We start from the raw sequence: 15513 nt of genomic DNA, 5'->3' as shown, positions 1-15513 counted from the left end.
AAACCTCCAAATAATTTATAGTTATTAGTATGTAATTTCATCAGTATAGAGCTCTTCTTTCGACACCCTCCGAGCTTTTCCCTCCTTTTACAATATTTTATATGGTTCTTCATGCCTGGTTGTGTGATTATAGTCTCAATTTAATGACTAATTGGTTAATAGCTTCCCAAATATGACCTATGGTATAATCGGGGCAGTTTCGTACAGATTTTGGATGATTTCTTTCTATAGAAAGGGTGCCATTAAATGAAGAATAAAATGGTTATACTCGGAGCCGGGGTTGTGATAGTTGCTGCCATCGGCGGGTTTCTGCTGTTCAACGGGTCTGGGGAGAAGCAGGCAGACCAGAATGTACTGGATACGCAAAGCATTAAGCAAATGGTTCATGATTATAGTGTAGGGAAGCTGGCGGCTGAGTCGGCATCGATTACTCCGCGGGAGTTGATTGTGAACGGGGGCAGTGCTGATGAGAAGGTGTACACGTTGCCCCAAGAGGAGTTTTTTGTATCCGTGGCCCCATATATAGATCAAACCCATCCTTGTCAGATTCATAGTCTGACGGGTTGCCAGGGTGAATTGACCGAGCAGGAATTTGAGGTTACGGTAACGGACGTGGAGGGCAACAGGATAGTTGATCAAGTCATGAAATCAGAAGCCAACGGGTTTATTGATCTTTGGCTGCCGCGTGATCAAACTTACCTTATGACTATTGAATATGAGGGCAAAAAGGCCGAGTCGGAAATTTCCACGTTTGATACGGATAATACGTGTGTAACTACATTTTCTTTAAGTTAACCTCTGGTGATTAACTTACTGGACTACTTGGGGACAATGGGGATACAATACAACGTATTGGCGACAAGACACCACAGAGGCGTGGAATTATTGAACGAGGTGAAAGAATGTCATTAACACGGTATTTGCGGAAAGTTGCGGTTGCCTTGGCGTTAGTCGCCATGGTAGCTGTCATGCTATCTGGCTGCGGAAACAATACAAGCAAGCAAGAGCCGGCACTAGAGCCAGTGTCCAGACAGTATTATATTTTTGACACGGTTGTAAGCGTCAAATTGTACGAGGATGCCAAAGGAGAAGAGCATCTCAACCATATTGATGAAATGCTAAATGAATTGAACGATGAGTTAAGTCGTACCCTTGAGACAAGTCAGCTTTATAAAGTTAATCAGGAGGCTGGCAAGCAGCCGGTGAAGGTGTCGGCACATACCCTGGAGGTTATGAAGCTAGCGCTGGCTTATGCCGAGGAGGCGGACGGGCTATTTGACCCTACCGTTGGTGGCTTGGTGGACCTTTGGGATATCGGGCATGAGGGAGCTCATGTCCCGGCTCAGGAGGACTTGCAACGTGAGTTGGCACTGGTCAACTACAAGGATATTGTGGTGGAGGAAGCCGAGAGTACGATTTATCTGAAGCAGCCTGGCATGATTCTTGATCTTGGTGCGATTGGGAAGGGCTACGCAGCCGACGTAATTGCTGCTTACCTGCGTGAAGAAGGCGTGAAGAGTGCATTGATCGATTTGGGAGGAAGTTCGATTATTGCCATGGGTGCCAAGCCTAATGGAGAGAGCTGGAATATTGGTCTGCAAGACCCGGACAGCTCCCGTGGCATCTCCGTGGGAACGATTCGCCTTAACGATCAAATCATCACGACCTCAGGTGTGTACGAACGTTATTTCGTGGAAGATGGAGTGATGTATCATCATATTCTGGACCCGCGGACCGGAGCTCCAGCCCAAAATGAGTTAAAAAGCGTGACAATCCTGACAGATTCAGCTACGGCAGGGGACGCTTTGTCCACGTATGTGTATGTGTTGGGGCTTGAGGATGGACTTAAGTATATGGAAGGCCGTGAGGATGATTCTGAAGCCATCTTCATCACCAAGGATGATAAAATTTACATTACCTCAGGCTTGAAGGATCTGTTCAAGATATCCAGCGAGGGGTATACACTTGTGAAGTAAGCTGAGTATAGGAAAGACGTTCCGGTAAGAGGGGCGTCTTTTTGCTGAGTTGTTGAGAAAGAGGAAGGTGAAGCACCGGTCGTTGGCTCGCCAGTGCTTCACTGCCTTTCTTTAATACATAAATGATAAGGAGAGAATTGAATATGAAGATCATGTTTATATCCGATATTCACGGATCTGCAGCCTGGCTGGAACGGGCGTTAGAGAAGGCGAAGGAGGAGCAGCCAGATCAACTGGTCATGCTAGGCGATTTCTTGTATCATGGTCCCAGAAATCCCCTGCCTGAGGGATATGATCCAAAGCAGGTAGTAGAAATGTTGAACTTGCATAAGCAGAACATTGTGGCCGTTCGCGGAAATTGTGATGCCGAGGTGGACCAGATGCTGCTGGAGTTTCCGATGATGGCGGATTACGCCATGTTGTATGTTGATGGTATGCGTATTTACGTGACGCATGGGCATGGCTTTCATATGGAACAACTTCCGCCACTAAGGGAGAACGATATCTTTATTCAGGGGCATACTCATGTGCCGGTAGCTGAATGCAACCAGCAAGGCATATATCTGCTTAATCCAGGATCGATAGCTTTGCCTAAAGAGAACCATCCTAATTCATATGGCATTTTGGATCACGGCCATTTTAGCGTGAAGGATTTTAACGGCAATACGTTGAAGCAAATCGTCTGCTCTCATTAACTTACTCCAGAACCTACCGCCGCGATAATCGGAGACTCTTGCCACGACGAAGTAAACCAACCAGATAGACGGCGGCATAATAAACAGGAATACACTCGACAACAATCCATATAATCACCACTTCCATGGAATAATAATGCTTCTGATAAAGTGACAGGTGATTAGAGTAATAGAAGGCGATACATACAGCAAATACCGTCATCAGTACAATGAAGAAGCGATGTCCTTTTGCTTTTGTGAAATAAGTAGCACAGCGGGAGGCGGCATAGATCAGAAAAGAACTATGAATGAACATGGAGGTGGTCCAGATTCCGATGACTAAAGGGGCCACCTTGGATAGGATGCTATCTGGCTCCATACTGCGGATGATCTCCAGATAAGGGTACTGGAATTGGCGGGCCAATTGAGGTCCAAAGTTCATAAGTGCCAATAACCACCCGGTAATGACTAGCAAGCTTAGAACGCTGGCGACGGCGAACAGGCTCCTCGCGGCGTTCTTATCCAGCTTAAGGTCAGGAACAATGAACAGGAATATCATCCACTCTGCGAACCACGATAAGGTCGTCAAGCTGTTCTCAAATAGCTCTGAGGACGGGAGCAGATGATGGGGAAGCGCACTTAGCATATGAAAATTGGCTTGTTGGGTAAACAGAAGCAATATTAATGTGGTTGAGGCCAAAATAAGAACAAACAGACCGTCAGCCATATAGATGATATTCTTCGCGCCACGCATGGCCGTGTACATGATGATAGGTGCGATCACCGCCTGAAGGAACCAGGGTGGAGTATTTCTCAAGTAATTTGATCCGAAGAATAGCACAAAGCTCTGGATGTCATATGAAGTGTAGTATACACACCAGGCTAGCAAGAGTATGACAAATACGCCATGCAGCCACTTGCCCATCAGCGACTTGCCGAATTGAAGCCAAGGGAGTTCAGGGTATCTGCTGCCGATATAAATCATCGCTCCCAGTAATATCAAGCTTAATAAATACCCCCCAAGGACTCCCATCCAAGCATTGTAGGTACTGCTTGCTAGCAAGGCAGGCACCAGAAATACAGTGGACTGGGAATTAAAATAGACAAACCCAAAGCGAAATAGTTGCCAAGGTGACGTACGCATCTCCATGCCTTCCTTCCTTTCTTTCTTACGAATCCTGAGTTTGCTTCCCGAAATCATTGATTTTGAAATCGGTGATGATCTTGATGGTTGTCCCTTCCTTATAAGTCTTCTCCCAATCCTCACGATGGGCTTGCCAGTACGATGGATATTTCCATTCCAGCAATTCGCCTAACCTCAGCACATCTGTAGAGGCTTGCTGTGTGGCTTCCATAGCCCGTTCCACTTCGCTACCAATCCTCTCATTCAACCTTTCAATAATGACCGCACTAAGATGTAAAGAATTCCGCTTCTTGATATCCCTGACTTTGCTTACGCTGGCTCTCCCGCTAATACGAATAGTAAATACAGGACGTCCGTCCTCAAGCTTCGCTTCATAACTGGAATTAGATTGGGTGAAAAGCACGCTCGCCCGACTCTTCTCCCCATCCCAGACGATGGAATAGATGGGATTTTGCAATCGTCCATATGCCCATGCCAAGGCCTTGCCCTCTTCAATTTCCAGCCTGCCCTTCATTTTTTCTTTATTGAACAGCGCAGCTCCGCCAATACCTGTCCAATTCAATATTTGCTTGGGCTGCTCCTCCGAAGGAATGCGTTCTGAGTATAAATAAGTGAGTGGAAAGCCAAGGCCGGCAGCATTAGAGATAAGGCAGTCCCTGGCGGTAGTGTTCATCATATGTCTCTCCGAGGCGAAGCTTGTGAGCACTTGCGTTGGGGCTTGCTCGTAAACGGGAGTTAACTGAGCAATATCACTGATATTGTCAGCGGCTAGCATGAAGGCTCCCATGGAAACGGAGGACTCCCGCTTAATCCACTCCAGCAAGTCGGCAATGCCTAAGGCGGCAAACTTCTTGCCTATCACAATGACGCGGATTTCTGACAAATTCAGCCTTCGGGTCATATCCTCCTGAATTTTCTGCAAGGCGTCAGGAATTGTATCAGCCGTTTTGCTGATCAAGGCATAGGGTTTCTCGCCGGGACTGTTACCCCCGCTTTGCTCTCCGTTATTAAGATGGTTGGGCAGGGGCGTGCTAATGTAGACCTTTAACGTTCCGGGCTGCTCCCCTACATCGATGAACAGACCGTAAACAAATACCCATTCATCCAGCTCAATTTTGGACCAGCATCCAGTGCAGGTAAGCAATAATAGCGACAGAATGAGGATATAGCGCAGCCATTTTGTCATTTTCCGGCTCCTTTGGGATTGCGTTTGGGGTTAAAGGGAAGGTTCTCCGTAGCTCTTGCTGGAAACGGAAAGCGGAAGAAGGTGTCCTTCCACTCCGCGATAATTAAGGGGGCCAGCGGTTCCAGATATGGCGTATTAAATGACTTGAGTGATACAACATGTGCATAAATAAGGAAGGTTCCCGCGAAGACGCCGATCAGGCCCATCGTTCCGCCCATGATCATCAGGGGGAATCGTAGAAGTCGTAACACTAATCCCAATTGAATGTGAGGAATAATAAATGAAGCGATGCCGGTGATAGAGACTACGATGACCATGGGAGCTGATACGATGCCAGCCTGGACCGCAGCTTGCCCAATGACAATCCCGCCAATAATGGACACTGTTTGTCCAACGGGCTTGGGTATTCGAGTGCCGGCCTCTCTTAGTGCCTCGAAAGTAAGCTCCATCACGAAAGCTTCAGTCAACGCCGAGAAGGGAATGTTTTCACGGGCAGAAGCAATGGTGATCAGCAGATTGGACGGAATAATCTGTGGATGGAATGTCGTGATTGCGATATACAGTGAAGGCATGAGTAAGGCAATCAGAGCAAAGGAAAACCTTACGAGCCGAATCCAACTCGCAGCATAGAAGTTCTGATAATAGTCCTCTGAAGATTGCAATAGCGAGATCATGCTCATGGGAGCCATCATGACGCTAGGCGTTCCGTCAACCATAATCGCAATACGTCCTTCTAACAAGGAAGCAGCAACGGCGTCAGGCCGTTCCGTGAACTGAAACAAGGGGAACAAGGTAAGATTGGTGTTCAGACTTTCGCTTAGATAGCTGGCACCAAAGACACCTTTAGTTGAGATAGAGGCCAGCTTTCCTTCGATTTGTTCAACAAGCTCCTGAGAGGCTAAGCCCTCAACATAAATGATGCAAGTGGCTGATTTGGTATACTCCCCGATCGTTAGCCGGCGAATCTTGAGGTCGGGATGCTTCAGTTTGTGGCGCAACAATGCTAAATTGGTTCCGATATTCTCAATAAATGCTTCCTGGGGGCCTACAATGACGACTTCATTTTGCGATTCCGTAATGGCTCTCTTCTGATATTGCGTTGCTTCCTCGAAGCAATAAAATACAGGACTGCCTTCTACATATAAGACCGGCTTGCCCATCACGACACAATCGGCCGCTTCAATGTGAGATTCGGTCGGAGTATAGGGCAGGGGAAAAGCGATTCCAGAGGCCAGCCGAGTGGCAAAATCATCCCAGCTATCTTCTTTTAGTCTGGGTTCCATTTGCAGCGGCGAGACAATGTACTCCTGAATGGCAAAGCTGTCGGTAATGGAGGAGATATAAATAAGGACTCCGGACTGTCCCAGGATTTCAAGCGGCTTATGAACGATATCTGCACAGTGGGACAACAGGTCAATCAAGGCCTTCAAGCGTGGGCTGTCCATGATTCTCCTCCTAAAGATAGATTCAAGATGTACCCTTAGGATGCTGAAAAGAACGGAAAATATGAGGGCGAAACATGATTTTAACTAATTTGGACATAACATAAGGAGATGCATATGAAGAAAGGATGAGAACATTGCGGGATAAGGAAGGACTTCATGAATCAGTAGAGCAAAATATAGCCTTGTTCAAGCATATGTTTGCCGGTGATGATACGGTGAAGATACGCCATTTCCGCCACCCATCCTTGTCCTACGTATTTGGCTGCGTTATTTATATTGAAGGTATGGTTAGTCATGACACGTTAAGCAATAACATTCTCAGGCCTGTCCTTAGCTATCAACCTACAGAGGAGCATGATGAACATTCCTTTATGAAAATCATGACGGATTGGCTGATTGACGCTGGTGATCTTCGTTTCTCTGATGATATGGAGGACATTCTTAATTCGTTATTGTACGGGGAGACGCTACTGCTGCTGGAGGGACAGGCAAGAGCACTCATTATAGGCACTCAAGGCTGGCAAACCCGGAGCATCTCCGATCCGGGAACCGAGAAGGCGGTGTTGGGGCCACGGGAGGCATTCACAGAATCGCTGACTATAAACCTGTCACTATTACGGCGGAGAGTGACAAGTCCCGATCTCAAATTCAAGTTCATGGAGCTTGGCAAGACGACGAACACCAGCATATGCCTCTGCTATGTAGAGAGTGTTGTCTCACCTAAAATCCTCAAGCAGCTTACTAAGCGCTTGGAGCGTCTAGATATTGATGCTGTACTTGATTCCGGGCAGCTTCAGGAGATGATTCGAGATACGCCTCTATCACTTTACGAAACGGTAGGGAATACAGAGCGACCGGATGCTGTAGCGGGTAAAATTCTCGAAGGTCGCATCGCCATACTTGTTGATGGAAGTCCGTTTGCGTTGACGGTTCCGTTTCTCTTCGTGGAATACTTCCAAGTTAGCGAGGATTATTATAGCAACTATTTCTTTGCTTCGTTCAACCGGGCTATTCGCTTCCTGGGCGAATTCCTGGCCATCAGTATTCCGGCCATCTATATCGCTCTGGTTACCTATAACCAGGAGATGATGCCCACGCCATTGCTGCTAAGCATTGCGGCTGCCAGACAGTCCGTGCCACTCCCAACGGTTGCCGAATGCTTCATGATGCTGATTGTTTTCGAAATTTTACGAGAGGCGGGGACAAGAATCCCCACTTCAGTAGGGCAAGCAGTAAGTATCGTCGGTGCCCTTGTATTGGGGCAAGCTGCTGTAGAAGCGCGGGTTGTCAGTGCCCCGATGGTGATTGTAGTTGGTCTTACAGGCATCACGACTTTGCTAAATATTAAGATGAAGGCGGCCTCCATCCTTTCGCGCTTTCTACTGCTCTCGTTATCGTCGTTCCTGGGGATTTACGGCTACTTATTTGGCATGATGAGCTTAATTATTCATCTGATGAGTCTTCGGAGCTTTGGAATTCCCTATATGCTCACGGTAGGTTCGTTCAAGGAGGAGGACATTCAGGATACGGTATTTCGTGCTCCCTGGTGGCAGACCAAACTAAAAGCGCCGTTATCTCAGGCAAGGCAGCGAATTAAAAAAGTCTCAAGATAGGCAGGTGAAGAACATGAAGCAGTGCAGGAGAATCACCTTGTGGATCATGTGTCTCACCTTACTCTCTTCGTCAACCGGATGCTGGAATTATGGGGAAGTCGATAAATTATCGACAGTGGCCGGCATCGCTATTGATAAGGGAGAGGACGACAAGATTGTGCTTACGGTAGAACTTGTGGACCCCACCGGGGGAAATGATAGCATGCACACCGGCTCCCAGTTGATTACCCTGACCGGATATACCATCTTTGATATTGTACGCCGCATCATCACCGAATCGGGTACGAAATTATATTGGGCCCATGCCAAATCACTAATTATGAGTGAGGAGATTGCCCGGAGCGGGGCGGCTAAGGTCATCGATTGGTATATTCGGGACACAGAAACAAGATCGGATATCCATGTTTTAATTTCGGGAGAGAAGACAGCTAAAGAAATTCTGGATTCCAAAGAAAAAGTTAGTGACCCGCTATCCTACAGAATCGAAGATATTTTGAAAAATGAAAAAAACGTATCTGCGTCGCCGGTGATGGAACTGTGGGACTTCGTGGATACCATTAATACGCCGGGCATCAGCAGCATTCTGCCAGTTATTTACCTGAAGGATAATAATGGGAGAGAAACGGCTTCCATCAACGGATTAGCGGTGTTCGATATGGACCGAATGTTAGGCAAGATGGATTACTTGCAAACCAAGTATGTGCTTATGTTGCGGAATGAGTTGGAGGGGGGCGTTGTTGCCCTGGGGGGATATGATCGGCCACCAGGCATTTCCCTGGAAATTTTCAGTAATAAAACGAAGGTTAAGCCCGTCATCGTGGATGGAGAAGTACAGATTCAGGTTCAAACTCATACCGTCATGGCCGTGGACGAGGTACTGCAAAAGGTAGACTTTTATACGGAGAAGGGCCGAGTTGAGGTAGAGGAATTGGCAGAAGACACGATGGAGGCTGAGATGATGAAAGTCATCCAATACGCACAGCAGAAATACAAGCAGGATGTGTTTGGATTTGGCCGCATCATTCATGAACGCATGCCCAAGCAGTGGAAGGGACTGGAGGCTGACTGGGATGAAAGATTTTCACAGCTCAAGGTCACCGTCGAGTCCAAGGTGATTATTAAAAATACAGCGTCCTCCATCAAGCCGATTCTGATTGAGGAGGATGACAAATGATCTTGTTCACGTTGTTGTCTTATGTGGTAATCGTACTCGTGGATCAGGTTCAGAATTATAAAAATGGCAAGAAAAAAGATTTTTACGTGAGCTGTGCGATGTGTCTATTCTCATTCACGATAGCCATCCTGTTGGCAAGCGGTCTGGACCTGCCGAGTCCGGTCAAGCCGATTGAGCGATGGATCAGCCATATGTTTGGATCTTAATTGACTGACGGGAGGGAAATGCATTGGATAAGGAAATGATTAGCCGCGGTGAGGCCCGAACAATTCTGACTCTTTATATCATGGGCAGCACCATGATTCTTGGTGCGGCAGGAGAAGCCAAGACTGATTCATGGATTTCCATCCTGTTGGCAATGGCGATGGCCGCACCGCTTTATTGGGCATGGGCTAGGGTGCTGTCGTTGTACCCGGGACAAAATATATTTGACATCGCTCAGCATATATTTGGCAAATGGATTGGAAAGATGTTCATCCTGGTGTATATCTGGTATGCCTTTCATCTGGGTGCTCTTGTCTTGCGGAATTTTGGCGAGTTCATGGAAGCGGAGGCCATGCCAGAGACCCCGATGTTAGTACCCATGTTCTTTGTAGTGGCGCTGGGAGTGGGGGTTGTGCGAGCAGGAATTGAAACCATGGGCAGGAGCGGAAGAATGCTGCTAAACATGTGCCTGGTGACGATGCTGGTTGTATTCCTGCTCGTTTTAGGGAAATTGCGTTATCAGAATCTTCTACCCATTTTGGATCAAGGCTGGCCCCGCGTCTGGAAAGGAACGTTCTCTGCCTTTTCCTTCCCATTTGCCGAAGCGGTTGTTTTCCTGGGGGCCATATCCTCGGTTAAAGGCAAAAAACCCTTAACAGGTATCTTTCTGTATAGCTTGATTATTGGCGGAATTTTGGTTCTGTTTATCTCGGTGAGAAATATTATGGTGCTGGGTGTTTACACTATTGATAATGTGTATTTTCCTTCCTATGCGGCAGTTGGCAGAATTAATGTTGGGGATTTTATTCAAAGAATAGAGGGCTCGGTATCCATTGTCTTCGTCATATGTGTATTTATGAAGCTAAGCGTGTGTCTCATGGCTGCGAGCAAGGGGATTGCCAAGCTATTTGGTCTGGACAGCTATCGCAGCGTCGTCATTCAAGCGGGGCTGCTCACCACTTATTTGGCTTATTTGCTCTACGATAACATTATGGAAATGCAATATTGGACCATTTACATATACAGTATTTATGCAGTTCCTTTCGAAATTATCTTGCCTCTGCTCCTGCTCGTGTTCGCCGAGATCAAGACTCGCCGGGAACAACGGACCAAGCCGGAATCTGGCTAGCCGAATAGTTTACAAGCAACGTCGGTTTGGCATATCATGGGGCTATATACCGAGACGGAAGGAATGTGGAGATGGAGAAGAAAGATATCAAATTAACTAGGCCGGATGCGATCATCTTCGATATGGACGGCACTTTGTTCAAGACGGAGACCTTGCTGATTCCTGTGTTTCATCAAGTATTTGCCCGGTTGCGTGAAGAGGGGCTCTATAACGAGGAGACACCTCCGGAGGAGTTGATCCTGGGCAGCTTGGGTATGCTGCTGCCGGAAATTTGGCGAAGAGTGATCCCGAATCATGGGGAAGAGGTACATCGTCGTGCAGATGAGCTGCTGCTAGAGCTGGAGCTTGAGGGGCTTAAGGGGCAGGTTACGGAGTTATATCCCGATGTGCCGGAGACGCTGGAGGCTCTTCGCAGCAGAGGAGTAAAACTGTTTGTTGCCAGTAATGGACTGGAGCATTATGTGAAGGGGGTCGCGGACACCCACCGAATTCTTCCGTTGTTCGAGGGGCTTTACAGTGCAGGTCAATATGAAACAGAGACGAAGGTCGATTTGGTTCGGTTGCTGCTGGACCATCATGGCGTGTCAAAGGCCTGGATGGTGGGAGACCGTTCCTCGGACGTCGAAGCCGGCAAACAAAATGGTCAGATCGTTATTGGTTGTGCTTATGCCGGGTTTGGAGACGGACAGGAGTTGGCGGGAGCCGACATTTTGATTCACCGATTTGATGAATTGCTGCAATTATTTGATGAAGCTGAAGAGCAATGACTGTAGATAAGCCGGATATTCCGGCTTTTTTTGCGCCATTTTTTAAATTAAATAAATGGAATATAAATGCCCATTTCTTTAATTTATCCCTAATATCTTTATTTTCTACTCTATTTGAAAGGGATTACATGGGATAGATTGGTATTGAAATCAATTACAGGGAGGTGTCTGGAGTAAGAACATCCCTGGTAAGGGAATGGCAGCATACATGAATAGAGGAGTTGATGTGGACATGCAGAAAAGAAGGAAACCGGTATCGAAAATAACGTCGATGATTTTGGCAGCGGGACTACTCGTAGCCGTATTCCCATCAGCCGCACAGGCGGGAGATACTTGGCCGTTTGAGGGAGATAGTGCCCATGGAAACAATCAGCCTAGCGTTCATGGCTACACCAGTGGCCAAATCCTTCGTTGGAGTCCGGAGACGGATCGTGACGGGGAGTTGCTCCGGTCGCGTGTACCCTTACAGCCTCGAATTAATGCATTTGCTCCAACACAAGCCAATCCCAACTTGAATCCGGATGCCCAAATGATAAATGTGTCCGGGGATTATGGGAATGCCTTTATCGAAAATGCACCTTACACCAATAAATTTGCCCAATATCATTTTAATTTCTGGCAATACGTTGATTACTTCTCCTATTGGCATGGCACAGCGACGGCCTACACGCCACCCGAGTATTACGATGAGCTGGCACAGAAGAACTGGCAGCAGAAATGGTTCGAATTCGGCATACTCAACATTCCCAATCCAACCTATACGGATGCAGCACATAAGAACGGTGTCCTTTCCCTGGCAGGCATTTTCTTCTCCAACAATGACCGTGGCCAGCAAACTTATAAGCAAATGCTTGTTAAGGACGAGAACGGCAATTATCCTGTAGCGGAGAAGCTGATTGAAATGGCTGAATACTACGGATATGATGGTTACTTTGTGAACCAGGAGGAGCAAGGACCCAATGTGGCAGTGGCTGATATTCCTGATTACTTAGGATTTATGAAGACGCTGCAACAGGGCGGCTTGTACGTACAATGGTACGATTCATTGAATACGGCTAACGGGGCCAACACGTTCGCCAGAACCTTCAACGATAACAATATTTCATTCTTGTATGACAAGAATGATGGCCAGCAAGTATCGCAATCTTATTTCTTCGATTATGGCATGGGAAGTTCCCAAATTAATGGAGCCAAGAATTATCTGAACAGTCTGAATCAAAATTATGGTACGAACTATAACCTCTTTGATGTGGGCTTTGCGGGTCTGGAGGCCGGACGCGACCGCTTCAAGAGCGTGCAGGGCTCGGCGCTACGTAGCAAGCTGGATAATAACGGTTTGTTGCAGTTGAGTCTGGCTACATTAGGGGCAGACTTTGTACATGCGGGACTGGATGAAGATATGGGCTTGTCCTGGCCAGTGAAGCATCGTGCGGAGAATGATTACCAGTGGATGACAAAAGTGCGCGAGCAACTGTGGTGGTCCGGTCCTAACGGTGATCCCAGGAATACGTCGGTATCGTCCACGAACACAGCCTCTGATGTTTACGCCGATAACCGTTATTGGCCGGGGATCGCTTCTGCGATTGCAGAACGCTCTGTCATCGGAGAATCAAACTTTTATACAAATTTTAATACCGGTCACGGTCTGAACTATTATGTGGATGGTCAAATCTCCAATGAAGCAGAGTGGTCTAACATGAGCTTGCAGGATGTTCCGGTAACCTGGCAGTGGTGGCAGGATACCGAGGGCGACAAGCTTACGGTCGATTTTGATTATGGTCCTGAATACAATATTGGAACAACCACACGTTTTGATTATGAACAAATTGGAGCTTATCAAGGTGGCAGCTCACTTGTTGTTAATGGACATCTGAATGCTCCCAATTTCTTGAGACTTTATAAGACGAGTCTGGATATCAATGCTTCCTCTAAGCTCTCTATCACCTACAACAAGGTGACGGCGGATGATGATTCTACCATGAAGATCGGAATTATTCTTGCCGATCAACCCGATACCGTTGTAGAAATTCCTGTGGAGGGAAGCGGTAGTCAAACCGACGGTTGGGTTCATGCGGAATTGGACTTAAGCGCTTATGCGGGTCAAGCTATCGCAGCCTTTGGTCTTGTATTTGACCCGGGAGCAGACACTATTTCGGATTATCAGATGAATATTGGACAAATCCGCATCTATGACGGTTCAGCGGTGACGCCACCAGCTCCGGCAGGAGCACAAATTACCGCCGCATACACAGATACGGAGGAAATGGTTGTTAGCTGGCAGATGGATACCAACTATGACAACGTAAAGCAATATAATGTATACGTTAACGACGTTTACGTGGGCGGCAAGTATGATGAACTTTTCTATATCAAGCAATTGCCTGCCCGCTCTGGGGTAGTTAAGGTAGTTCCTGTAGGAGCTGACGGACGAGAAGGGCTGGCTGCAGAAATTTCTTTTGATTTAAATGCTTCACCAACGAATATTCAGGTGGACTCCCGCGAGAATGGTGAGTTTGAAGTGTCTTGGACTCCGGCTTCATCGGGTAGTACGGACGTGAAGGTGAGTGTGCAATCGCTCGACTGGATTACGACTCCTCAGCCCGTATTCGAGCAAGCGACGGCTCCGGCGGGACAAGCCTCTGTCCTGTTCAGTGGGATGCCAACGAATGGTGACGACTATGTGGTCACTTTATCTTCTATAAGTGGTACCCCCGTCTCGGTAAGCGGCAACTTCATCGATAAAGTGGTGGAGCCTTATGCAGAAGCGTGGTCATGGGAAGGTAACCGATTGAATTTGCCTATGCCGGAAATACGGGATTGGCGTTATTTATACGTCTATGAGGACGGAGTGCTAAGATCGTTCCCGACTACCTACAGCGTTGGCAACAAGGATCGTATCATTCGCGGCAGAACAACCAAGGCTTCCTTAAGCTTTAATTCGACTGCGGCTAATGTCTACGTCATTATGGAGGATTATGCCGGGAACCAATCGGAACCGGTCTATCTAAAAGGTGGAGAGCCTACATCTTGACCGTTCCTTGAAGCACAAAGCAAAAGCCGCTTTCTCCTAAGAGGAGAGGGCGGCTTTTTGCTTATGCATCCATAAGGCGTATTCCAGCGGCTTGACGATGGACTGGCGATATACATCCGGATCGCCTGATCGGTTAAATACCTCTCGGGCTGGCTTCGGATTTACCTCTAACAAATAAATTTGCCCCTGCTTGTTGATGGCAAGGTCCAGCGCAAGCTCACAGAGTGCGCCGAAGGTATCCTCCAGATCGGCTGCAATCTCCAGACTAAGCTTCTCGGCACCCCGTCGGACCTCCTGGCGCCGTTCCTCGCTGGGAATCCATTGCTGGAGCAGCGTGTTCATCGCGACGGCATGCCCTCCCCCATGGAGGTTGGAGGTTACGCTACGCGGGGGACCCACCCGGCCTGCGCAGCCCGTGACCTCCCACTTGCCCTGACCATTCTTCTGGACCAACATGCGGTAGTCGTGTACTCTGCCGCTGGGAAGCATGATCTGAATCCCTTGCTGGGCAAGGAAGCGTCCTTGGCCTCCCTTCCATCCAAGCAGAAAGGCACCAAGCTGTGATTTATGGATTTTACGGGGAGAGACGATGCGGCGATTCTGCCGCCGTCCCTGAATCAGAAAGCGTTCCCGGTCCAGTTGCTCTACTCGCACAATACCGCGTCCCCCCGTGCCGTTAATGGGCTTGACGTACACGGTGGGGTGTTTCTTCAAGAGTCCAAATACATCGCTGCTGCTCTCAAATAGGACGGTATCGGGCAGATGTGGCCGGAAGCGGGCTCTACGGGCCAAGGTTTGATATATCGTCCACTTGTTGCGAAGCGGGCGATTAAGGAACGTGAGATGTCCGTATTTGGCGCGAAATCTCAGTAATTGATCAAATCGCTTGCTGCGTTGAATCCGGCAACGGTCAAAGATCATCTGTGGAAAGCTTCGCCAGCGCCGGTACCATTTTTTTTGCTTGGGGTCATACATGAGGGCGAATATCATTTTCTTCTGGTCGGATACATCCATGGGCGTAAAGACGAAAATATCCAGACCCAGCTTCTGCCCCTCCGTAATCATCTTCTGATAGATATGCCGTTCCTCAAGCTGTTTCTTGTCGTTGAGATACAAGGTCAAGATGCCTAGAACGGGTTGTGACAACAAGATCACCTTCTTTGCTGGGAT

Annotated in this window: 14 protein-coding genes; 10 read left to right on the top strand and 4 right to left on the bottom strand. The window is 47.8% G+C overall.

The window, feature by feature from the left end; genetic code table 11:
* Positions 1-246: 246 nt before the first annotated feature.
* From BN3279_RS23250 to yfcE, 3 genes are all read left to right on the top strand, one after another.
* Positions 247-795 (top strand): CueP family metal-binding protein, encoded by a 549-nt coding sequence (locus tag BN3279_RS23250; protein WP_059054405.1) that lies wholly within the window; start codon positions 247-249, stop codon positions 793-795.
* A 107-nt stretch (positions 796-902) separates the two neighbouring features.
* Complete coding sequence (locus BN3279_RS23245; RefSeq protein ID WP_059054403.1) at positions 903-1976, top strand: FAD:protein FMN transferase; 1074 nt, start codon at positions 903-905, stop codon at positions 1974-1976.
* Between the two features lie 143 nt (positions 1977-2119).
* Positions 2120-2671 carry a phosphodiesterase gene (gene yfcE / locus BN3279_RS23240; RefSeq protein WP_059054401.1) on the top strand — a complete coding sequence of 184 codons (552 nt, stop codon included), beginning with the start codon at positions 2120-2122 and terminating at the stop codon, positions 2669-2671.
* A 13-nt stretch (positions 2672-2684) separates the two neighbouring features.
* On the opposite strand, the gene BN3279_RS23235 is transcribed toward yfcE, so the two are convergent.
* From BN3279_RS23235 to BN3279_RS23225, 3 genes are read right to left on the bottom strand one after another with little or no spacing between them, the layout of a single operon-like run.
* On the bottom strand, positions 2685-3800 hold the full coding sequence (locus BN3279_RS23235; protein WP_059054400.1) for a GerAB/ArcD/ProY family transporter: 1116 nt from the start codon (positions 3798-3800) through the stop codon (positions 2685-2687).
* Positions 3801-3819: 19 nt separating this feature from the next.
* Positions 3820-4980, bottom strand: coding sequence for a Ger(x)C family spore germination protein (locus BN3279_RS23230; RefSeq protein ID WP_059054398.1), 1161 nt, complete (start codon positions 4978-4980; stop codon positions 3820-3822).
* On the bottom strand, positions 4977-6425 hold the full coding sequence (locus tag BN3279_RS23225; RefSeq protein ID WP_059054396.1) for a spore germination protein: 1449 nt from the start codon (positions 6423-6425) through the stop codon (positions 4977-4979). Before BN3279_RS23225 ends, BN3279_RS23230 begins: the two co-directional genes overlap by 4 nt.
* Before the next feature lie 125 nt (positions 6426-6550).
* On the opposite strand from BN3279_RS23225, the gene BN3279_RS23220 reads away from it, so the two are divergent.
* From BN3279_RS23220 to BN3279_RS23195, 7 genes are all read left to right on the top strand, one after another.
* Entirely contained in the window at positions 6551-8038 is a 1488-nt protein-coding gene (locus BN3279_RS23220) for a spore germination protein (RefSeq protein WP_059054394.1), read from the top strand.
* A gap of 13 nt (positions 8039-8051) precedes the next feature.
* Positions 8052-9212, top strand: coding sequence for a Ger(x)C family spore germination protein (locus tag BN3279_RS23215; protein WP_082673177.1), 1161 nt, complete (start codon positions 8052-8054; stop codon positions 9210-9212).
* The gene (locus tag BN3279_RS23210; protein WP_059054391.1) at positions 9209-9418 is read left to right on the top strand and encodes a hypothetical protein; all 210 of its coding nucleotides are present in this window, start codon (positions 9209-9211) and stop codon (positions 9416-9418) included. The genes BN3279_RS23215 and BN3279_RS23210 overlap by 4 nt, the downstream gene beginning before the upstream one ends.
* Positions 9419-9441: 23 nt before the next feature.
* Positions 9442-10545, top strand: coding sequence for a GerAB/ArcD/ProY family transporter (locus tag BN3279_RS23205; RefSeq protein WP_059054389.1), 1104 nt, complete (start codon positions 9442-9444; stop codon positions 10543-10545).
* A gap of 71 nt (positions 10546-10616) precedes the next feature.
* Positions 10617-11312, top strand: a complete 696-nt coding sequence (locus tag BN3279_RS23200) for an HAD family hydrolase (RefSeq protein WP_059054387.1) — start codon at positions 10617-10619, stop codon at positions 11310-11312.
* A complete protein-coding gene (locus tag BN3279_RS24115; RefSeq protein ID WP_187377837.1) occupies positions 11309-11449 on the top strand; it encodes a hypothetical protein in 141 nt (46 codons plus the stop codon). Before BN3279_RS23200 ends, BN3279_RS24115 begins: the two co-directional genes overlap by 4 nt.
* 95 nt (positions 11450-11544) lie before the next feature.
* Positions 11545-14343 carry an endo-beta-N-acetylglucosaminidase gene (locus BN3279_RS23195; RefSeq protein WP_059054385.1) on the top strand — a complete coding sequence of 933 codons (2799 nt, stop codon included), beginning with the start codon at positions 11545-11547 and terminating at the stop codon, positions 14341-14343.
* Positions 14344-14379: 36 nt separating this feature from the next.
* Here BN3279_RS23195 and BN3279_RS23190 read toward each other — a convergent pair whose 3' ends face one another.
* The gene (locus BN3279_RS23190) at positions 14380-15489 is read right to left on the bottom strand and encodes a YheC/YheD family endospore coat-associated protein (protein WP_059054383.1); all 1110 of its coding nucleotides are present in this window, start codon (positions 15487-15489) and stop codon (positions 14380-14382) included.
* Between the last annotated feature and the right edge of the window lie 24 nt (positions 15490-15513).

This window comes from Paenibacillus senegalimassiliensis, from assembly GCF_001486585.1.
GTDB classification, from domain to species: domain Bacteria; phylum Bacillota; class Bacilli; order Paenibacillales; family Paenibacillaceae; genus Fontibacillus; species Fontibacillus senegalimassiliensis.
The sequence above is the reverse complement of the archived record's forward strand: the minus strand, read 5'-3'. Positions and strand labels throughout refer to the sequence as shown.